The sequence below is a fragment of the Spirosoma knui genome, assembly GCF_054780635.1.
This window is the reverse complement of the sequence record NZ_BAAGVY010000006.1, coordinates 210,659-232,306: the sequence shown is the minus strand read 5'-3', so window position 1 is coordinate 232,306 and position 21,648 is coordinate 210,659. Positions and strand designations below refer to the sequence as shown.

Annotated in this window: 16 protein-coding genes and 1 tRNA gene; all 17 read left to right on the top strand. The window is 48.8% G+C overall.

Annotation, left to right across the window (positions count from 1 at the left end):
* The first annotated feature begins 142 nt into the window (after positions 1–142).
* Positions 143–1,405 carry a hypothetical protein gene (locus tag ACYVIY_RS14990; protein WP_460977178.1) on the top strand — a complete coding sequence of 421 codons (1,263 nt, stop codon included), beginning with the start codon at positions 143–145 and terminating at the stop codon, positions 1,403–1,405.
* 131 nt (positions 1,406–1,536) lie between these two features.
* The gene (locus ACYVIY_RS14985) at positions 1,537–2,049 is read left to right on the top strand and encodes a gamma carbonic anhydrase family protein (protein WP_460977177.1); all 513 of its coding nucleotides are present in this window, start codon (positions 1,537–1,539) and stop codon (positions 2,047–2,049) included.
* A gap of 79 nt (positions 2,050–2,128) precedes the next feature.
* Positions 2,129–2,746: a HupE/UreJ family protein gene (locus tag ACYVIY_RS14980; protein WP_460977176.1), complete on the top strand. Its 618-nt coding sequence runs from the start codon at positions 2,129–2,131 to the stop codon at positions 2,744–2,746.
* A 105-nt stretch (positions 2,747–2,851) separates the two neighbouring features.
* A complete protein-coding gene (locus tag ACYVIY_RS14975) occupies positions 2,852–5,251 on the top strand; it encodes a M1 family metallopeptidase (RefSeq protein ID WP_460977175.1) in 2,400 nt (799 codons plus the stop codon).
* 26 nt (positions 5,252–5,277) lie between these two features.
* Entirely contained in the window at positions 5,278–7,683 is a 2,406-nt protein-coding gene (locus tag ACYVIY_RS14970; RefSeq protein ID WP_460977174.1) for a M1 family metallopeptidase, read from the top strand.
* A gap of 84 nt (positions 7,684–7,767) precedes the next feature.
* Positions 7,768–7,841 (top strand) — tRNA-Pro (locus tag ACYVIY_RS14965).
* A 555-nt stretch (positions 7,842–8,396) separates the two neighbouring features.
* Positions 8,397–9,233, top strand: a complete 837-nt coding sequence (locus ACYVIY_RS14960) for a MotA/TolQ/ExbB proton channel family protein (RefSeq protein ID WP_460977173.1) — start codon at positions 8,397–8,399, stop codon at positions 9,231–9,233.
* 73 nt (positions 9,234–9,306) lie between these two features.
* Entirely contained in the window at positions 9,307–9,933 is a 627-nt protein-coding gene (locus ACYVIY_RS14955; RefSeq protein WP_460977172.1) for an ExbD/TolR family protein, read from the top strand.
* 96 nt (positions 9,934–10,029) lie between these two features.
* On the top strand, positions 10,030–10,566 hold the full coding sequence (locus ACYVIY_RS14950) for an ExbD/TolR family protein (RefSeq protein WP_460977171.1): 537 nt from the start codon (positions 10,030–10,032) through the stop codon (positions 10,564–10,566).
* A gap of 5 nt (positions 10,567–10,571) precedes the next feature.
* On the top strand, positions 10,572–11,396 hold the full coding sequence (locus ACYVIY_RS14945) for an energy transducer TonB (RefSeq protein ID WP_460977170.1): 825 nt from the start codon (positions 10,572–10,574) through the stop codon (positions 11,394–11,396).
* Positions 11,397–11,403: 7 nt separating this feature from the next.
* Positions 11,404–11,625, top strand: a complete 222-nt coding sequence (locus ACYVIY_RS14940) for a hypothetical protein (RefSeq protein WP_460977169.1) — start codon at positions 11,404–11,406, stop codon at positions 11,623–11,625.
* Positions 11,618–12,550, top strand: a complete 933-nt coding sequence (locus ACYVIY_RS14935; RefSeq protein WP_460977168.1) for a PstS family phosphate ABC transporter substrate-binding protein — start codon at positions 11,618–11,620, stop codon at positions 12,548–12,550. Before ACYVIY_RS14940 ends, ACYVIY_RS14935 begins: the two co-directional genes overlap by 8 nt.
* An 87-nt stretch (positions 12,551–12,637) precedes the next feature.
* A complete protein-coding gene (locus ACYVIY_RS14930; protein ID WP_460977167.1) occupies positions 12,638–14,410 on the top strand; it encodes a tetratricopeptide repeat protein in 1,773 nt (590 codons plus the stop codon).
* Between the two features lie 175 nt (positions 14,411–14,585).
* Entirely contained in the window at positions 14,586–15,164 is a 579-nt protein-coding gene (locus ACYVIY_RS14925) for an adenylate kinase (protein ID WP_460977166.1), read from the top strand.
* 50 nt (positions 15,165–15,214) lie between these two features.
* Entirely contained in the window at positions 15,215–16,225 is a 1,011-nt protein-coding gene (gene obgE / locus ACYVIY_RS14920; RefSeq protein WP_460977165.1) for a GTPase ObgE, read from the top strand.
* 94 nt (positions 16,226–16,319) lie between these two features.
* Positions 16,320–19,256, top strand: a complete 2,937-nt coding sequence (locus ACYVIY_RS14915) for a T9SS type A sorting domain-containing protein (protein WP_460977164.1) — start codon at positions 16,320–16,322, stop codon at positions 19,254–19,256.
* Positions 19,257–19,429: 173 nt separating this feature from the next.
* A complete protein-coding gene (locus ACYVIY_RS14910) occupies positions 19,430–21,580 on the top strand; it encodes a T9SS type A sorting domain-containing protein (RefSeq protein ID WP_460977163.1) in 2,151 nt (716 codons plus the stop codon).
* Positions 21,581–21,648: the final 68 nt, after the last annotated feature.

Here is a 21,648-nt window from a genome sequence, read left to right as displayed (position 1 = left end):
AATTTCCGATGGGCGTTTACTCCACAATTCCTGTAGAATGAAGTCCCAACATTTGCCTTGATTCTAGTGTTGACTAGCTAAAATGCCTTGGTACGTTATTTGACCCTTGTTTTTCGGCATTATCAACAAATGATCCAACGTTATGAAAAGGAACACATGGGTAGTCGCTTCAATGCTGGCCGCTACAATTGGACTATCATCCTGCGCAACTGTTGAAGGATGGCTTTATGGCGACTCCCGGAATAGTCGTCAGGAAATGGTACAGTATGACCGGACATCACGCGATCGGGACTCGCGCAGCCGGACAGCCAATAACGACAATGACCGCGACGAGCGCTACAGCCGCCGGGATCGTCGGGACAATGACGATCAGGAAGAACGGGGTTTGTTCAGTCGTCGGGGCAATGATCGGATGAGCCAGAATGATCGGTCTCGAAGCGACTCCCGGAATTCTAATTCATACCGGAATCCATACGGAACTTCCAGTGATCGGTACGACGACCGGGACAATCGGCCCAGTCGCCTATCGGGTGGAGATTCTTATGAGGATCGGTACTCATATAACGATCGGAATCGCCAGGATTACGACGATCGGGATTCGTACAGCGGACGCTCAGAGTATAACAGCTATAGGGACCGGGACTCGTACGACCGTGACCGCATGAGCGAGGATCGATACTCCTCCAATGATCGGTACGACGATCGGGATCGCGACAGTCGTCGGTATAATAACCGGGACGATCGATCGGATTACAACAACGACCGGTATTCGTATCGACGGGATGATCGGGACGATGATCGCCGTAGCCGCTACGATGACCGTGATAACCGTCGGGACGACGACCGGGATCGGGACGATCGGGATAGTCGGGATCGCTACAATGATCGAGACCGTGACAATCGCCGGGACGACCGCGATAGTTACCGGGATCGCGATGATCAACGAGGCATAGGCAATCTGTTCAATCGTCGGGATGATCGGGACCGGGATAGCCGGGACCGGTATGACGACCGAGATAGTCGTCGGGATGATGACCGCGACCGAAACGATCGCGACAGATCTGACCGCACCAGCCGTAGAGACAACGACCGGGACAATGATCGGGCTGCCAACCGCGACCGTCGGGAATTAACCGACCGTATTGGTGAGCAAATGGACAAACTCGACGAACAGATCGACGACGCAAAACAAGAGGTAAAAAACGAAAGTCGTAAGGACAAAAGAGCCCGCGAGGACCGCGTGAAAGACTTGGAGGACAAGCGTCGGCAACTCGCTGATTCGTACTACAAAGTGCAGCGGTCTAGTGAAGACGACTTCAAAAAAGTGAAGCGGGAAACCAATCGCCTGGTCGACGATATTGAAGACGCCATGGATAAATTGAAGGAAAAGGTCGACAAGAAATAAGTGGTACGTCCATCAACGTACTAAGTGGGTCTGGTTCATTGAACCAGACCTTTTTTTGTGTCTATACGTCGATCCGCTTAACAAGCCCCAATCGACTTATTTCAACTCATTCTTTACGTTAACTTTGCGCTATGGCTTTACTAAAATCTGTTCGCGGTATTCATCCTCAGTTCGGCGAAAATTGCTGGTTTGCCGAAAACGCTACGATTATTGGCGACGTAACGATGGGGCGTGACTGCACCGTCTGGTTCAACGCGGTCGTGCGGGGCGACGTAAACTCGATTACAATCGGCGACCAAACCAACATTCAGGACGGGGCCGTAATTCACTGTACGTATCAGCGCTACAAAACTACCATTGGCAGTTACGTGTCCATTGCTCATAATGCAGTCGTGCACGGCTGTACGCTGGAAGACAAAGTGCTCATTGGCATGGGCGCTATTGTCATGGATGGGGCCATTGTCGGTACGGGCAGCATCATTGCAGCGGGCGCTATTGTTACTCAAAATACAGTAGTTCCTCCCGGTTCCATCTACGCCGGAAACCCAGCCAGACTGCTCAAACCTGTATCAGCCGAGCAGGAAGAAATTTTTATGCGAACCGCCAACAACTACGTATTGTATGCGCAGTGGTTTCGGGAATAATTATACCAACATACCGACAAGCAAGCACTGGTTCATTCTATTGCCTCCATTTATTCATTCGCCTTGCCGTATCTAAGTAATGTCTGATTTTTTCATCTACCTGGGTCTTGGATTCGACCACATCACTGACCCCAGTGGTTATGATCACATCTTATTCGTCATCGCCCTGTGTGCGGTTTACACCCTTCAGCAGTGGCGCCAGGTGCTCATCCTGGTAACGGCGTTTACCCTTGGTCACTCCATTACGCTGGCGTTGGCAACGCTGCAACTGATTACCTACAAGACCGAACTTATCGAGCTGCTGATTCCGGTTACTATTCTTATTACCGCCGTCACGAATTTCTTTTTTGACGAACCGAAAACCCGTTCGCTTATACCCGTCAGCCAGCCCAACCGCCCCTGGCGCTATACATTGGCATTGCTGTTCGGACTGATTCACGGCATGGGATTTTCGAATTACCTGCGGAGCCTGCTGGGGCGTGAAGCCGACATTATCAAACCCCTGCTTGCGTTCAACATCGGCCTGGAAATTGGCCAGTTAGTAATTGTAGGGATTATTCTGGCAATCGGGTTCGTGGTGCTCGATATGTTACGTAGAAGCCGACTCCGCTGGACCTTACTGATATCCGGTATCGTAGCCGGTATGGCTATATCATTACTCATCAACAATGAGTACTTAGCGAGTTTGCTAAACTAAACCGCATCCGGCTTCCTGTTGCCACCTTCAATTCACAGCGAACTCGTTTAGAGAACCTCTTTTTTTGTAATTTTATCGCTCATATCAACAACTAGAACCTTCTTTATGCAAAAGATAATTTTGCTGGTAACAAGTTTAGCCATTTCAATTGGATACACCCGGGCTCAGGCACCCACCCCACCGACGCAGCGGGCTAATACCCGATTTGAGCAGCTTGGGCCCATGTTACCAACGCCCAATACATTTCGTACGGCTTCCGGAGCACCCGGCAAAGACTACTTTCAAAACCGTGCTGACTATGATATCAAAGCTACGCTCGACGATACAAAACAAAAGTTAACGGGTACGGAGGCCATTACATACCACAACAATTCAACCGATGCCCTACCTTATTTATGGCTTCAACTGGATCAAAACCTGTTTCGGCCTGACGCTGTTGGCAACGTTGCTAAAACAAGCAGCATCAACGCCGAGCGGGGTGCCTCCCTTCGTCAGATAGATCCCAGCTCAGGTCTGGTCGGCAAGGATTATGGGCATAAGATCACCGCTGTCCGCGATCAATCCGGCAAAGCGCTGAAGTACGTCATCAATCAGACCATGATGCGGATTGATCTGCTGCAGCCAGTTGCACCGGGCAAGACGGTAACGTTTTCGATTGACTGGAATTACAACATCACCGATGCCAGAGCCGTTGGTGGCCGTTCGGGGTATGAGTTTTTCCCGAAAGATGGTAATTACATCTATGAAATTGCCCAGTGGTTTCCGCGCCTATGTGCCTACAGCGACGTAACAGGCTGGCAGAATAAGCAGTTTCTGGGACAGGGCGAGTTTACGCTGATCTTCGGCAATTACAAAGTCGCGATAACCGTACCCAACGACCACATTGTAGGCGCTACTGGTGAACTCCAGAATCCAACGCAGGTATTGACCGCAACTCAGCTGAAACGCTGGAACGAAGCCAAAACGAAAGGCGACAAACCCGGCGAAAACCCTACACTGATTGTTACTCAGGCCGAAGCGGAAGCCGCCGAGAAGGCCGGGGGCGCGTCCGCCAAACCGACCGGCACAAAAACCTGGATCTACAAAGCTGATAATGTACGGGATTTTGCCTTTGCCAGCAGCCGCAAATTTATCTGGGATGCCCTGCAACCTACCATCGAAGGCAAACGTGTGTGGGCCATGTCGCTGTATCCGAAAGAAGCAAATCCGCTGTGGGGGCAGTATTCCACCCGACTCATCGCGCATACCCTCCGCTCCTACTCGCGCCGGACGTTTGGCTATCCATATCCGGTAGCCTACTCGGTGCATGGTCCGGTTGGCGGTATGGAGTACCCCATGGTCAGCTTTAACGGTGCCCGGCCGGAACCAGACGGAACGTATTCGGTTGGGACGAAGAACTTCCTGATCTCGGTAGTCATTCATGAGGTTGGTCATAACTTCTTCCCCATGATCGTCAACTCCGACGAACGGCAGTGGTCGTGGATGGATGAGGGCTTGAATACGTTTCTGGAAGGACTTGCCTGCTTGGAATGGGATGCCGACTTCCCGGCTCATGGCATCGATCCACAATACATTGTGCCGTATATGCAAGTCGATTCAAATCAGCAGGTGCCCATTATGAGCAGCTCGGATAACATTCTGCCCAATACGTTTGGACCAAATGCCTATTCAAAGCCAGCAACGGCCTTGAACATCCTGCGGGAAACGGTGATGGGCCGGGAGTTGTTCGACTACGCCTTTAAAGAATACGCTCGTCGGTGGGCCTTTAAATCGCCTGAACCAGCCGATTTCTTCCGCACCCTGGAGGACGCTTCGGGCGTTGATCTGGACTGGTTCTGGAAAGGTTGGTTCTACGGCGTGCAGCCCGTTGATCAGGCGCTGGTAAAAGTCGACTGGTACCAGGTCAATTCGCAGAATCCGGAGGTAACAAAAGCAGCCGCCCGGGCCGAAGCCCAGCGCCGGGCCGGTACCATCAGCAAACAGCGCGATGCCGCAACGAAGGCTGAAACGGTAGTAGCTCAGGATTCCAGTATGCGTGACTTTTACAACAGTTACGATCCGTATGCCGTCACGGACGAAGATCGGAAACGGTATCAGGCTTACCTCGCCACATTAACCCCCGAAGAACGCCAGACGGCCGAAGCTGGTACGAATTTTTATACCCTGTCTTTACAGAATAAAGGCGGGATTCCGATGCCTATTATTGTGCGGATGGAATTTGAGGATGGTACTGATTCGGTAGCCCGTTTTCCGGCCGAAATCTGGCGGTTCAACGACGTATCGGTCAAAAAAGTGATTGCGACGACCAAGAAAGTCAAGCAGTGGACACTTGACCCTTACTTTGAAATTGCCGACATCAACACCGAAGACAACTCGTTTCCGCCGGTCGCCAACCCCAGCCGGTTCCAGTTATTCAAACAACGGCAGGGTGGAGCTGCTGCCCCTAATCCGATGCAGCAACAGCGTCAGCAAGCACCGGCCCGACAAGGCAGCAGTCGTAACTAACCAACGTATTTAACTTCTAGTAAACCATGAAAAAAATCGTGTTGCTGGCTAGCCTGACTCTTTGGTCAGCTGCTTTATTAGCCCAAGCACCAACGGCCCCGACGCAAAACGCGAACACCCGTTTTGAACAGTTAGGACCTATGCTACCGACCCCTAATACGTTCCGCACGGCTGCGGGGGCACCGGGTAAAGATTACTTCCAGAACCGGGCCGACTACGACATTAAGGTCGAACTGGACGATGCCAATCAAAAGATCATTGGTTCGGAGGTCGTTACGTATCATAACAACTCATCAGACGAGCTGCGATTCATCTGGCTGCAACTGGATCAGAACCTGTTTGCCAAAGGCTCGACTGGAAGCGTTACCCGTACGGGTGGCGTCAACGAGAGCGGGATGAGCTTCGCTCAGCTTCAGAACCTAACCTCTGTCCGTGAACGTAGCAGCCAGCAAGCATCTGATAAATACGGCTACAAGATTACGTCGGTTAAAGATGCGAAGTCAGGCAGTCCATTGAAGTACACCATCAATCAAACCATGATGCGGATTGACCTGCCCAGCCCATTGAAGCCCGGAGCAAGCTATTCGTTTGGCGTTGATTGGAACTACTACGTTACCGAATACTATGGACGTAGCGGTATGGAGTATTTTGCTAAGGACGGCAACTACAATTACTTCATTGCCCACTGGTTTCCACGCCTTTGCGCCTACAACGACGTAAACGGCTGGCAGAACAAGCAGTTCCTAGGACAGGGTGAGTTTACACTGATTTTCGGTAATTATAAAGTTGCCATTACGGCCCCTGCCGATCACGTCGTTGGTGCTACTGGCGAATGTCAGAATTACAAGCAGGTACTTTCGGCTACGCAGCAGAAACGGATGGCACAAGCCGCAAACTCCAAAACTCCGGTTGTCATCGTAACGCAGGCTGAAGCCGAAGCGGCCGAGAAAGCGAAACCCGGTGACGCAAAAGCCAAGAAAACATGGATTTACGATGCAAAAAACGTACGGGATTTTGCCTTTGCCAGCAGCCGCAAATTCATTTGGGACGCTATGCAAACCGATGTATACGGCGACGGTCGCAAAATCTGGAGCATGTCTTTTTACTCAAAAGAAGGCAATCCGCTGTGGGGACAATATTCGACCCGTGTTGTTGAGCATACGTTGAAATCATACGGCAATCGGACCATAAAGTACCCATATCCGGTAGCAATTTCCTGCCATGCCACAGCAGGTGGTGGTATGGAATACCCCATGATTTCGTTTAACGGTGGCCGCCCAGAAGCCGATGGTACGTATTCTGAACAGACAAAAGCCGGTATGATTGGGGTAATTATCCACGAAGTGGGTCATAACTTCTTCCCCATGATCGTGAATTCCGACGAGCGGCAGTGGACCTGGATGGATGAAGGTTTGAATACCTTCTGCCAATATCTGGCCGAAAAAGAATGGGACTATAACTTCCCAAGCCGCCGGGGCGAACCCCAATACATCGTCGATTATATGAAGTCGGATAAGTCGGTTCTATCGCCGATTATGACTTCATCGGACAACGTAATAAGCCTCGGACCTAATGCGTACGCGAAGCCAGCAACGGCCCTGAATATCCTTCGGGAAACGGTGATGGGCCGGGAACTGTTCGACTACGCCTTCAAAGAATACGCTCGTCGGTGGGCCTTCAAGTCGCCCGAACCGGCCGACTTCTTCCGCACCCTGGAGGACGCTTCGGGCGTCGATCTGGACTGGTTCTGGAAAGGTTGGTTCTACGGCGTTGAACCTGTAGATCAAGACCTGGTAGAAGTTGACTGGTATCAGGTAGATACTGGGAATCCGGAAGTGTCGAAAGCAGCCGCTCGGGCCGAAGCCCAGCGTCGGGCCGGTACCATCAGCAAACAACGTGATGCGGCCACAAAGGCGGAAACGGTGGTAGCTAAAGACTCGACAATGAAAGATTTTTACAACAGCTACGATCCGTACGCCGTTACCGACGCCGATCGTAAACGGTATCAGGACTATCTGGCTACGTTGAGCGAAGACGAACGTAAAAATTTAGAGACTAGTGCTAAAACCAATTTTTATACGCTCTCTCTGAAGAACAAAGGTGGGGTGCCGATGCCCGTCATTGTACGTATGCAGTTCGAAGACGGTACTGATTCGGTAGCGCGCTTCCCGGCCGAGATCTGGCGGTTCAACGATGTGGCTATCAAGAAGGTAGTTGCTACGTCCAAAAAGGTGACCCAGTGGACGCTTGACCCCTTCTACGAGATCGCTGACATCGACACCGAGAATAACTCATTTCCACGGGTTGCTCAACCGACGCGCTTCCAGTTATTCAAACAGCAGCAACGTTTTGGTCCGCAGGGACAAAACCCGATGCAGCAGCAACGGCGCACAAATCAGCCTCCTGCTACCCAGGGAAGCGGACGAAATTGATTTAATTCAGGCAATGGATAATTGGTCAACTGACCGATTATCCATTGCATACTTGTCAATAGTTCTTACCTTTGCGAACCCATTCGGGATGTAGCGCAGCCTGGTAGCGTGCTTGCATGGGGTGCAAGAGGTCGTGGGTTCGAATCCCGCCATCCCGACATACTAAAGCCGACTCTTATCGAAAGAGTCGGCTTTATGCGTTTATTACCAGTGTTCACATTCCTTCCTGAGCGAATTTTACCTTCTTCTGTAATCGGCCAAGACTAAATCAGAAAATATTTGGAAACCGTTGTGGAATTCATCCTATTCCTGCATCTGTCTAATAACTGCAGTTAGTCGACAACGTGAACAATGACTATAACTCTTAACAAATATTTTATGAGCACTGGACCACCAACGTAAGAATACCTAACTGTTTAGACCGGAGATAATGAGTGTGTTTAATTGACAAACAAGGATTTATTAAGCTTGGTCACCGGATATAGCTTTCTCTCTAGAGTAAAATATGTCCAAGTAAATATTACTGGATTGCCATAATAGTGAAAGATTTGCTCCGTTGTTTTGTGTGGTTTTAGATAGAAAAGCCATAGTTTTGTGAAGGTTTGAAGGCATTTCCATCAAATTTTTAGATGGGCAAACCGAAAGAGTCTAAATTTTTCACTTTTTTTACCGAGCAAACCAACTTTTAATTTTAACCCTACAGTCCAGTTCCAATGAAAACACAAACTCCCTCTCCAGCACCAGCCAAAGCATCGGCACCAAAGAAGAAGTCGTCGGGCGGTCTGAACCCCGCATTTGTCATTCCGGTTCTGCTGTTGATTGGTATCCTGACGTACATGTTCGTCTTTGGTGACGGCAGCCACTTTCAGGACGGAGATAACACGAAAGAACCCCTACCCGGAGACTATTTTGGCACCGTGTACAAGGGAGGATTTATCGTACCGATCCTGTTTACCTGTTTCTTAACAGTACTTGTTTTCTCAATTGAGCGCTTTATCACCATCGGCCGTGCAAACGGTTCAGGTTCGATCGACGATTTCGTTCGTAAAGTGAAGAGCCTGTTGGATCGCAATGACGTAGCAGCCGCTATCCAGGAGTGTGACCGTCAGAAAGGTTCGATCGGTAACGTTGTAAAAACGGCCTTGTTAAAGTATCAGCAACTGTCGACCGACACCGAACTGAACAAAGAGCAGAAGCTGGTCGCCCTTCAGAAAGAAGTAGAAGAAGCAACGACGCTGGAACTGCCAATGCTGGAGAAGAACCTGACTATCATTGCAACGCTGGCTTCGGTATCGACGCTTATCGCCCTGCTTGGAACGGTACTTGGTATGATCCGCGCGTTCGCAGCTATGGGTGCTACGGGTCAGCCTGATACGGCCGCTCTGTCGACGGGTATCTCTGAGGCCCTTGTAAACACGGCTCTTGGTATCGGTACGGCTGCTATTGCAACAATCATGTACAGCTACTTCACCAGCCGTATTGACGTATTGACGTACAACATCGACGAAATCGGTCTGAGCATTCAGCAGAACTTCGCAGCTCACTATTAGTCGAGATTGCAAAGTAAGCTTCAATTAACCCGCTTGTCCCGAATTGATCGGGCAAGTAGAAACAGAATAACTCATGCCAGCAGTTAAAATTAAACGCGCCAGTTCTTCGGTGGACATGACCGCGATGACCGACGTGGCGTTCTTGTTGCTGACCTTTTTTATCCTGACGGCCCAGTTTCGGTCTCAGGATGCTGCCAGCATTGAAACTCCTTCGTCTATCTCCGGCATTAAAGTCCCCGATAAGGACATTATGACCATTGGTCTCGGCAAAGATGGTAAAGTCTATTTCGGTATCGATAACCAGCAAAATCGTATTACTATGCTGGAGAACGTCGCTGCCGCCAAAGGCCTTACCTTCTCGGATAAAGAGAAAAAGGAATTTGCCCTGATGTCAAACTTCGGTCTGCCAATCAATCAGTTGAAGTCGTACCTGAGCCTTCCTAAAGAACAACAGGCTAAAATTAAACAGCCTGGTATTCCTACGGATTCGACCGGCGCAGGTGCAAACAATGAGCTGAAAGATTGGGTATTTAACTCGCGTAAGGCCAACAACGGACTTCGGATTGCCTTGAAAGGTGATAACCTTGCCAAGTTCCCCGAGTTCAAGAACGTGCTGGCTACGCTACAAGCGCAGAATATCAACAAATTCAACCTCATTACCGGTACGGAAGCTCCACCGGCAGGTTGGAAAGCCGACTAACTATTGTTTGAGGGTTTGTCTGTTCAATTAGCAGATTGTTACGTAATGAGCTACTAATCGAGCAGACAGACATCAAACAACTAAACACAAATTGCCATGGCAGAAATTAACACTGGTGGCGGTGGTGGTAAGCATGACGGTGGTAAGGTACGTTCCAAGAAAGCGTCGACCCGCGTTGATATGACGCCAATGGTAGACCTGGGATTTCTTCTCATCACCTTTTTCATTCTTGCCACTACGTTAAGCAAACCGTCTTCGATGACGCTTAACGTGCCGGATAAAACAAAACAAGAAGAGACTGAGCCAATCAAGGCTTCAAACGTAATGACCGTCTTCTTGGGTAAAGACAACAAAGCGCATTACATTTTTGGTAAAGCGGCTAACGAAGACCCAGAAGTAAAGACCATAGGTTACGGTTACGAATTCAGACAAGCCCTTCAGGAGAACGCGCGGAAAGTAGGTGGAGATAAGTTCGTAGTGGTTATTAAACCAACGAAACAGTCAACCTACAAGAATATGGTTGATGTACTGGATGAAATGGCCATCACCAAAATAAAGCGGTACGCACTCGTGGACGTATTGACTCCGGATGAGAAAACGCTTCTCAAAGACAAAGTTAAGATAGACGCATAAACACCATGGCAGAAACTCCTCAAAACGCGACACTTGATGATATAGTGTTTGCGAACCGGAACCAGGCATATGGCGCCTACGAATTAAGGAAAGCCTATCCGAAGACGGTCACTCGTGCCTTGATCATTGGTGGTGTTTTATTTACGCTGGGTGTACTTGCTCCAACCATTATTACCGCTTTAACTCCCGAGCAGGAAGAACAAGCAATGGTTGAAGTAGACTTAATGAAGCTTCCACCACCGCCGATTGATCCAAACGAACCGCCACCACCACCGCCACCGCCGGTTGAAGTACCGAAGGTGAACACGGTTAAATTCCTTCCACCGGAAGTAAAGCCGGATGAAGAGGTACCGGAAGAAACGCCCCCTCCGGCCGTTGAAGAGTTGAAAGAAGCGGTAGCAGCTGAGAAAACGCAGGAAGGTGATCCGAATGCTGAAGAAGTGATTGCAGCACCTGAAGCAACAGCTGCTCCTACGAAAGTAGAAGTTGCAGTAGAGGCAGCTCCCAAAGAAGAAGAAATCTTCACGGTTGTAGAACAGCAGCCTGAGTTTACCGGTGGTATGGCTGCACTAGGTCAGTACCTGCAGAAGAACCTGCGGTACCCAGCAGCCGCTCAGCGGGCAAACGTATCGGGACGTGTATTCGTAAGCTTCGTCGTAAATACGGACGGTAGTATTCAGGATGTACAAGTGCTGAAAGGCTTAGGTTTCGGTACCGACGAAGAAGCAACTCGTGTTGTAAAAAGCATGCCCAAGTGGCGCCCTGGTAAACAGTCGGGTCGTCCGGTTCGGGTAAAATACAACTTGCCGATTAACTTCACGCTGGAATAACTTGTCTATGCGCGGACGAAATCGAGGGCCAGCCCAGCTGACACTATATATTTCGGTATTAGCTTCGCTGGCTTATTTGGGAGGAGGCATCGCACTGATTGCCTCCTCTCAGTCTTTTGGGGTGTTCCCTGAACCCGGTTTGCTTCGGTATGGAATGGCGGTTTTGCTATTAATATATGGGAGTTACCGGGCGTATCGAGCCTATCAACGTTTTCAGGAAGATGATTAAACGTATTGTGTGGGGTATCGGGTTAGCAGCTGGTTTTCTAAGCTGTGGTAATGATAAACCGGCGTTAGACAGCCCAGCGCGGGGCAGTATTGTCGTTGCAGCGGATGAGTCGTTTCAACCGCTAGTTATGCAGCTTACCTCCGCTTATTCGGGTATATATCCAGACGCTCACTTTAAGGTTGTTTATAAACCTGAGCAGGAAGCTATCAACATGATGCTTCAGGATAGTGCTCGTTTAGCGATAGTTACACGACCGTTGACTTCCTCAGAGCAGGCCGTATTAAACAAACGGAAGATAAAAGGGGCAACCGAGAAGATTGCAACAGACGGCGTGGCTCTGATCATCAATAAGGAAAACACAGACAGCCTTATTACGATGAATGAATTACAGGGAATCTTTAACGGTCAGCTAAAACAATGGTCACAGCTGAAAGGAGGCAATCAGACCGGGCCTTTAACGCTGGTCTTTGACAATAACAATTCCAGTAATCTTGAGTTTGTATTAAACACTTTCAAAATAAAGGAAGTTAAGGGGCTACGTATTTTCACAACCCGTTCAAATCGCGAAGTGGTTGAGTTTGTGCGTAAGAACCCATCGGCACTTGGATTTATTGGTGTAAACTGGATCAGTGACGGCGACGAGCCTTTATCTGTCGAGTTAGCTCGTGATCTTCGTGTGGTAGGTGTTTCGCCAAAGCCAAATCCTACAAATAGAGATGATTATTACCAGCCTTTTCAGGAAGATTTAGGCATGCAGCGGTACCCATTACGACGTCCCGTTTATATACTGAGTCGAGAAGCGCATCCGGGATTAGGTGGAGGATTGATCAATTACGTAGCGCGGGATGCTGGCTCACTTATTATTCGAAAATTGGGCTTATGGCCTAGAATACCGTATAATAGAGAGGTTAATCTGGTAGACTAAGCAAGTTTTTTGGTTTAATTGCAATTATTTAGTTTTGTTGACTGTTCTATAAACACTAACATTTTTCTCATTTCCAACCTGAAATACATGATGAACAATCAGAAGAAATCGCTGTTGACCATCCTGTTTGTTGGAGCAATTGCGGTTGCTCCTGTTAAAGCCCAGGACGTCCAGACAGCACTCAAGGATATTGAGGCTGAGCGGTTTACCAAAGCAGGTCAAACACTCACCCAGTTGGCGGGTAGTTCGCCATCGGCTGAGAACCAATTTTATTTAGGTTATTATTACCTCAGAAGCGGCCAAGTTGATCAAGCTAAAGCTGCCTTTGAAAAAGGTGCAGCGGCTGACGCCAAGAACCAGCTTAACAATGTTGGGTTAGGCGGAGTAGCTTTGTTGAAAGGTGATCGGGCAGGTGGTACAACGCTTATTAACAATGCAGTTGCTGCCACAAAAAGCAAAAATCAGGACGTACTGATTCGGGGAGCTGAAATGTTTACCCTGTCAGAAAAAACGAACGACCCAGCCAGAGCGTTGGAATTGCTGACGATTGCCGACGAGAAAGATAAGAAGAATGAGAACGCCGAAATCGAAATGTTGATGGGCGATGCTTACTTCTTAAAGAATGACGGTGGTAACGCGATTTCGAAATATGAAAATGCGTTAGCGATCAGCCCAAATCTGGCAGAAGCAAACTACAAGATTGGTCGCTTGTATCTGCGCGGAAAGAACTACCAGAAGGCGCAAGATTACTTTAAGTTAGCTATTCAGACGGATGCTGAGTTTGCTCCAACTTACCGGGCTTATGCAGATGCTTTAGCCAACTCGCGTGCTTACAAAAGTGCTGCTCAGAACTATGAGCTGTACATTCAGAAAAGCGGTACACAAGACCCTGAGTTACTCCTTGACGTAGCACGATATAAGTTTTTGGCTGAAGATTACCAGGGTGCTACAGCTTACCTTGACCAGTTAAAAGGTAAAGTGAATAACCCAATCATCAACCGGATGTATGGCTGGGCTTACACGGCTCTGGGTAAAAATGCAGAAGCGGTTCAAGCTTTGAATCAGTTTGTAGCGGATGCTCCTCAAAAAGTTATCTATGACGACTATAAGTACCTTGGCCGGGCTAATGGTCAATTAGGCACCCCAGAGGGCGATTCGTTGAGCATCGTAAACTTGGAAAAAGCGGCTCCTTTGGATACGACGGAGAATCTTTACCGTGAGATCGCTAAGAAATATTACGATACTAAGCGGTACGATAAAGCGGTCACTTATTACACAAAAACGATTCAGAACGATAAAAAGCCACAAAATAATGATTATCTGTGGTTAGGACTGGCTAGTTATCAGTACGCTCCCCGTGTTGGTCGTGATAGCTCAGCGGCACCAATGGATACAGCGCAAATCCGTCAGGTTAAGCAGCAATATTATTTGAAAGCTGACTCAGCTTTTGCTCAGATGGCCCAAAAAATTGAAGCAGACGGTCAGACGTATCCACTAGCTTACTATTATCGTGCACAAGCAACTTATTACGCCGATCCTAAGCAAGCCCTAGCGAATGGCACGGCTGTACCTCTGTATGAGAAGTTTCTTGAGCAGGCAAACGCCGAGACGGATCCTGCTAAAAAGCAGAGCTATCAGAAATACATGATAACGGCTTACAAAGCATTAGCAGGTTACAACATAGCTAGAAAGGATGAAACTAAAGCTAAGGAGTATTTCAATAAAGTGCTTGAAATAGATCCTAATGATGCCGATGTCAAAAAGGCGTTGGAAGGCCCTAAAGCGGCAGCACCAAGTGCTAAACCAGGGGCTAAGCCAGCAACAAAGGCACCAGCTAAAAAATCAACCGCCAGCGAGTAGAAGCTGTTAAGTTACGTAGAATAGAGGAGCGCAGTCATAACGGCTGCGCTCTTTTGTTTTTTTCCTAATAATAAAAACCTCTAGCCGCTTAAAGCAATTATTATTATTTACCAAGGGGAGTTGTAACTTTGCGGGCGCAATTTTTGACTGAACGACACTACCCACTAGAGGCTATATGCTTAACCTTGTACTGTTTGGCCCACCGGGCGCCGGGAAAGGCACTCAAAGCGAAAGACTGATTAACAAATACAACTTGGTTCATTTATCAACGGGCGATTTGCTGCGGTCGCAAATTGCAGCAGGCACTGAACTGGGATTACGAGCCAAACAATTGATGGATCAAGGCTTACTTGTTCCTGACGAGGTAGTGATCGGCATGATTGATCACAAACTCCAAGAGAATCGGTCAGCAGCAGGGTTTATTTTTGACGGATTTCCACGTACTGTGCCGCAAGCTCAGGCGCTTGATCAACTGTTAGCACAATACAATACCCAGATCACCACTATGATCGCCCTAGTGGTAGACGATGAAGAATTAATACGTCGTTTATTGAAGCGGGGTGAAACATCGGGCCGGGCCGATGACCGTGACGAGACCACGGCCCGTCGGCGGGTTAGTGTATACAACAGTGAAACTAAACCTGTAGCTGACTATTACGACCAACAACAGAAGTACAAAGCAATTAATGGAATCGGTGATATCGACGATATATTCCAAGGAATATGTCAGAAGATCGAAGAATCCATGGATTAACAGCGCTGATGGTGAGCCAGAGGTTCAGTAACGTGCGGAATAGATAAACTATGGCTTCATCAAATTTTATAGATTACGTAAAGATTAACTGTCGTTCGGGAGCGGGTGGAGCAGGTTCTGTGCACTTCCGGCGGGAAAAGCACACTCCTAAAGGCGGTCCGGATGGTGGAGACGGCGGCCGGGGAGGTCATATTATTTTACGCGGAAACGCACAGCTCTGGACATTACTTCACCTCAAGTACCGCAAACACGTGAAAGCAGGTAACGGCGTGGCTGGCGAAGGTGGCCGTCGAAGTGGAGCCCAAGGCGAAGACGTTATACTGGAAGTTCCACTTGGAACGATTGCGCGGAATCCGGAATCAAATGAGAAGCTAGCCGAGATCACCGAAGATGGGCAGGAGCTCATTCTATTTCCGGGAGGCCGGGGTGGCTTAGGCAACGATCACTTCAAAACAGCAACGCAGCAGGCCCCTTTGTACGCCCAAACTGGCGAGCCCGGCCGCGAAGAATGGGTGATTTTAGAACTAAAATTGTTGGCTGATGTAGGCTTGGTTGGCTTTCCAAATGCGGGTAAGTCTACACTTTTGTCTGTACTTTCAGCAGCTCGCCCTGAAATTGCTGATTACCCATTTACAACCCTTGTACCCAATTTAGGAGTCGTAGCCTATAAAGACTATAAATCGTTCGTGATGGCCGACATTCCCGGCATCATCGAAGGAGCTTCACAAGGGAAAGGACTTGGGTTGCGGTTTTTGCGGCATATTGAACGAAATTCAATTTTGCTCTTCCTGATTCCAGCCAACAGTGAAGATATTAAGCAAGAATATAATACATTACTGAATGAACTGCACGAGTTCAATCCGGAATTGATGGACAAAACTCGTATGCTGGCAATTACCAAAACGGATCTGGTAGACGAAGCAACTTTAGAGCAACTGAAAGCTAATTTGCCTAAGAAGCTCCCTGTAGCGTTTATTTCATCAGTAACTCAGCAAGGTTTAGATCACTTGAAAGATATAATTTGGCAAAATCTCACGGCCGCTAACGAGCCAGCTCAATGATCCATTATTTGTGTAGGGATCATTCTGCTTGATTAGCTGCGTTTAAACAACTATGAAACACTTTTGCGTTGCTACAAATACTTTATTTTTAGTATTGCTTCCTTTTCTAGCGCTAAGTCAGATCCAGATTTCGTTTCCTACCAGCCGGGCTGTCTTTCAAAGAAATAATTCTAATCAGGCTACCTTCCGAATTACAGGCTATTATACCACAGGCAGTATTACACGTATTGAAGCCAGGGTAGTCGCGCGCGATGGGCAAGGTACAACAACGGACTGGCGAATCATTCAGGGCAATCCGACCGCGGGTACGTATGTAGGTGATTTCACAGCTACCGGAGGCTGGTATAATCTTGAAGTTAGAGGCATGAGCGGGGACCAGCAAGTGGGCAATCCGGCGGTCATCGAACGCGTCGGCGTTGGCGAAGTGTTTGTAATAGCTGGCCAGTCGAATGCCCAGGGCGTTCACCAGAATGCTCCGAACCCACTCAACGACCGGGTCAACTGTGTTAATTATCGATACCCTGATAATGGGTTTCCGAACGACCCACCAACTCCTTCGTTCACCATTGTAGATAACACACCTGGTTTTACAATTGCACCGCGGGGTGTAGGTAGCTGGTGCTGGGGTCAATTAGGCGACATTCTCGTAAAACGGCTTAATGTACCGGTCATGTTTTTTAACGCAGCGTTCACCGGCACAGCAGTACGCAACTGGCGCGAAAGTGCGCCAGAGGGAGGAATAGCTTATGGGATATATAATGGCCAGGCGTATGAAGGCCGTCAACCCTATATCAACCTCAAAATAGCGTTACAGTATTACGCCAACATGCTCGGGGTCAGAGCCGTTCTCTGGGAGCAGGGCGAAGCCGATAACTTGGTTGATACGGGAACAAGCCGTTACGTTAGTGAACTGCAGTTTGTAATTAACCAGAGCCGCCAGGATTACGGCCGCAATATTTCGTGGGTCGTAGCGAGAACGAGTTACGGTGATTTTATTGGCGGAACTGACCCTGCGATTATAGCCGCTCAGAACCAAGTGATAACGAGTACACCGAACGTATTCGATGGTCCAGTAACAGACAATATTCAGGTACCTCGCAAACGGGCACCTCTCTTTGAGGCTGAGGGCTTGCACTTTGATTTCGAAGGATTAATTGATTTGGCTAATGCATGGAACAGTAATCTGAATGACAACTTTTTTCAGAATTCGACGCCAGTTGGCCCATCTCCCGCTCCGGCTATTTCAGTGGCCTGTGCCCCAAACAACAACGTAACGCTTACGGTCAACGGCAATTATTCATCGATTCAATGGGAATCCGGCGAAACGGGGAATAGTATAACCAAAGGGTCTGGTCTATATCGTGCGAAAGTGAAAGACGGATTAGGCAATACGTTCTTTACCGGGCAAGTTAGAATTGCAGACCAACCGGTTGCGTCTGTGGTAGACAATCGCCCCCCTTCCGTTTGTGAAGGCAGCGACTTAGGACTGACCTCAAACTACGAGAGCGTTACGTGGATAAATCAGCAGAATAACGCAACGGTTGCCACAACCCGCACCTTCCGAACCACATCTGCCGGCGCTTATTACGTCCGCTATCGGGACGTAACGGGATGTGAGTTTACATCAAACGTTGTCAACGTAGCCGTTAATCCTTTGCCACCTACGCCGGTTGTTGCTAACGAAAAGCCAACAACATTCTGCCAAGGCGATAACACGGTGCTACGTGCCAGTAATAACAATGTGCAATACAATTGGAGCAGCGGTCAGCAAGGCCAGACGATTAGTGTTGGTTCTTCTGGGTCTTACTTCTTAACTGTAACCGACCAGAATGGGTGTACGTCTGCTCAGTCGAATACGATTGTTGTTGTCACGAATCCGGTACCAGCGAAACCAGTTGTAGCAGCCAGTGGCCCTACTACGTTCTGTGCCGATCGAACCATTACGTTAACGGCTCCGGAAGATGTGGCGTATCAATGGAACAACGGGCAAACGACCCGCAGTTTAACCATCAACCAATCGGGCAATTTTGCTGTACAGACGCGTAATCAGTTTGGTTGTACATCGGTGCCATCGGATGTAGTGGCCATCCAGGTAAATCCCTTGCCTCAATCGCCGTCGGTTTCAGCTGCTGGCGCAACCACCTTCTGCGAAGGCAACCGGGTTACGTTAAATGCGAACAGTCCGCTGGCCGTACTCTGGTCAAGTGGCCAAACCGATAAGTCCATCACGGTTAATACATCCGGTAATTACACCGTACAATCCCGCGACCAGAATGGCTGTTTATCACCTTTTTCCTCAATCATCGCTGTAAAGGTGAACCCGTTGCCAGCAACACCTACCATCGCGTCCACTCGACCACCCATTATTTGTGAAGGCGACCGGATAACCCTGCGGGTTGACGGACCATATACCGTATTCTGGAGCACAGGCGACTCAACACAAAGTATAAGCACAAATCTGGCGGGCACTTATTCAGCACGAATTCGGGACGTAAATGGATGCATATCGGCTCAGGCAGGTAGCACGACCGTTGAATTAAGACCGCTTCCGCCTGCACCGACGATCAATGCAATCGGAACGTACACGCTTGAGGCCATCAGTTCGAGCAACGGCACGCAGTACCGGTGGTACCGGGGTACCGACTCACTAGCTGCCTCAACCGGGGTTATTAAGGCGAGCCAATCGGGTACCTATACCGCGCGCGCTTCGATTGTATACCCTGAATCACTCACCTGCTTTTCGCTACGTTCAGCTCCCTTTACGTTCACTGTCGATCTAACCAACCGAGGGCTCAGCCTGTATCCTAATCCTAGCCCGGATAAGGTTATCTTGCTGGAAACGCAGGCTAATCTGACCAATGCTCAAGTTACCCTGTACACATTGAATGGTCAGGTAGTCAATACATACCTTATTCCATCTGTTGACGAACGCAAGCAGCTTGTTCTAACGGGTCTCCCTTCCGGACCTTACATTATACGCGTGAAGGCCGCTGATTTTGATGTCTCAAAACGAATTATACTAGGTTTGTAATATAATCGGCAAACCTACCGTTCAATCATAAAAGTTAGCGCTAAATTTGTACTTTACTTAGATGCAATCCAGATCCGGTTGCAAACTGTAAGGTATTATTTTGCCGACGGTTTGATTTTTGCTTTTTCTAAGAAGCAATACGTATAAGTAGCGCTACGTAAGAGACAAGACGAATGAACAAGCACTATCTATTATTTTTTGTTCTGGCATTCTGTGGCTTCACCACACCCTTTGCAGGGTTTGGGCAAGGTACTGGCCAGATTGTAAAATTAACGTACCCTGAGAGCCGGGCCGTTTTTCAACGTGAAAACGACAATACAAGCACCATTTACCTCTCGGGAAACTACTATCAGCCTATCGATAGCGTTCAGGCAAGAGTAGTGGCCGAAGTAGCCGGCCAAGGGATAAATACCGATTGGGTAACAGTGCAACGGAATCCACGGGGCGGTGTTTTTCAAGGATCTTTGAGAGCGAAAGGCGGTTGGTACCGATTAGAGGTACAGGTTCTTGCGCAGGGAAAACCGATTGGCACTGACGTTGTTCGCAAAGTAGGGATTGGCGAAGTGTTCATTATAACCGGCCAGTCGAATGCACAAGGTTTTCAGAATTTCGGAGCGGTAGCAGCAGCGGATGATCGGGTCAACTGCGTGGTTTACGACAATACAGTTGCTCAGTCGCTGAACGACCCGCCAGCGCCCACGTTTCAACAGTTAAGTGCTAACTCACTAATTGGCCCTCGCGGCCAAAGTGCCTGGTGCTGGGGCGTTCTGGGTGATCTGATCGCTCGGCAGAACAATGTTCCTGTGTTGTTTATCAATACAGCCTGGCAGGCTACGGTTATCAAAAACTGGCGCGAAAGTTCGGACGGGAAGGTGACTAAAAACATTTTTGCGCTTGGTACGCCCGATGAGAATTTTCCAGTAGGGATGCCCTATGCCAATCTGGTCATCGCGCTACGTTATTACTGTTCATTACAAGGCCTGCGGGCGGTGTTGTGGCAACAGGGCGAGAACGATAACGTTCCGCTGCATTCTACGCGCAAAGCGTACGGCGATGATATGCAGTATATCATCAACAAAACCCGTGCTGATACGGATCGTTACCCGGCCTGGGTGCTTGCTCGCTCTTCTTACAATGCCGGACAAGTGAGTCAGGACATCATACAGGCCCAGAACGACGTTATCAATACGTATAACAACAACGTATTTGCCGGTCCTTTTACGGATAATATTCAAGTGCCCCGTTACGAAGGTGAGGTACACTTTGGCCAGGAAGGCCTGAGACAACTTGGGCAAGCCTGGTTTGAAAGTTTAAATGCCGTTTTCTTTGCCAGCTCCCGTCCCTTGCCTCCCCTGCCATCGCCGGTTGTGTCTGTAACGTGTACGCCGTCGAACAATAGCTTAGCCGTCAGTTTACCAAATCTATACAGTAAGTATACCTGGAGCAACGGACAAACCGGACAGAATCTGTCGATTGCCCAACCGGGCGTCTACAGAGCTGTTATCAAAGACAAGAATGGCAATACGTTCCTATCACCAACGGTTGACGTGCAGGCACCGCTTCAACCGACAACACCGACCATCTCATTAGCCAGCCAACCGAACCGTATCGCTGATCCGCAGCAGCAGGTATGCGCCGACTCATCGCTGGCGTTGATTGCCAACACATCTGCAAACAGCACCGGCATCTGGAGCACGAGCGCTACCAGCCGATCCATCGCACTGGATAAATCGGGAACGTACTCACTACGTGCCGTTAACGTTTATGGCTGTCAATCCGGCCAGACAAGTTCGATCAATTTAACGGTACGTCCGAAAATTCCGACGCCAACTGTTGAACAGATTGGTACCTATACGCTGCAAGCCGTTTTACCAGCTCAAACTGGTGGCCAGCAAGACCTGTTCGATTGGAGAAGGGGTTCTGAACTGATTCCCCAGAGTAGCGCCGTTGTTAAGGTTATTGTCACGGCCAACTATTCAGCCCGCGCCAAGACAACATTTGCCGTCAGTGATGGCAACAACCTGACTTGTTATTCGGATTACAGCCCGCTAAGAGCCTTTACGTTTGAAGAATCGAACGGCGGGTTGAGCGTCTACCCAAATCCATCCAGCGACGGAATCGTTACGATTGAAACGATAGAAAATTTTCAGAACGCCGATATTGACGTATTCTCGCTAAGTGGCCAACGTTTGTTTACCAGCCGGGTGGCAATGCTGGATGAGCGTAAGGCCGTCGACCTGTCTGGTCTGGCCCAGGGTGTTTACATCATCCGCGTGCGATCAGCTGGATTCGACGTATCCCGGCGAATCGTTATCAACCGATAGCTGGACCAATCCATCTACTCTAAACCAAAAGCTTCTTCTGAGGGAGAAGCTTTTGGTTTTTGGGACAA

Coding starts and splice junctions, on each gene's coding strand:
- ACYVIY_RS14910 (WP_460977163.1), top strand. CDS start 19,430: ATGAACAAGCACTATCTATTATTTTTTGTTCTGGCATTCTGTGGCTTC.
- ACYVIY_RS14930 (WP_460977167.1), top strand. CDS start 12,638: ATGATGAACAATCAGAAGAAATCGCTGTTGACCATCCTGTTTGTTGGA.
- ACYVIY_RS14935 (WP_460977168.1), top strand. CDS start 11,618: ATGATTAAACGTATTGTGTGGGGTATCGGGTTAGCAGCTGGTTTTCTA.
- ACYVIY_RS14980 (WP_460977176.1), top strand. CDS start 2,129: ATGTCTGATTTTTTCATCTACCTGGGTCTTGGATTCGACCACATCACT.
- ACYVIY_RS14960 (WP_460977173.1), top strand. CDS start 8,397: ATGAAAACACAAACTCCCTCTCCAGCACCAGCCAAAGCATCGGCACCA.
- obgE (WP_460977165.1), top strand. CDS start 15,215: ATGGCTTCATCAAATTTTATAGATTACGTAAAGATTAACTGTCGTTCG.
- ACYVIY_RS14945 (WP_460977170.1), top strand. CDS start 10,572: ATGGCAGAAACTCCTCAAAACGCGACACTTGATGATATAGTGTTTGCG.
- ACYVIY_RS14990 (WP_460977178.1), top strand. CDS start 143: ATGAAAAGGAACACATGGGTAGTCGCTTCAATGCTGGCCGCTACAATT.
- ACYVIY_RS14970 (WP_460977174.1), top strand. CDS start 5,278: ATGAAAAAAATCGTGTTGCTGGCTAGCCTGACTCTTTGGTCAGCTGCT.
- ACYVIY_RS14925 (WP_460977166.1), top strand. CDS start 14,586: ATGCTTAACCTTGTACTGTTTGGCCCACCGGGCGCCGGGAAAGGCACT.
- ACYVIY_RS14985 (WP_460977177.1), top strand. CDS start 1,537: ATGGCTTTACTAAAATCTGTTCGCGGTATTCATCCTCAGTTCGGCGAA.
- ACYVIY_RS14955 (WP_460977172.1), top strand. CDS start 9,307: ATGCCAGCAGTTAAAATTAAACGCGCCAGTTCTTCGGTGGACATGACC.
- ACYVIY_RS14950 (WP_460977171.1), top strand. CDS start 10,030: ATGGCAGAAATTAACACTGGTGGCGGTGGTGGTAAGCATGACGGTGGT.
- ACYVIY_RS14940 (WP_460977169.1), top strand. CDS start 11,404: ATGCGCGGACGAAATCGAGGGCCAGCCCAGCTGACACTATATATTTCG.
- ACYVIY_RS14975 (WP_460977175.1), top strand. CDS start 2,852: ATGCAAAAGATAATTTTGCTGGTAACAAGTTTAGCCATTTCAATTGGA.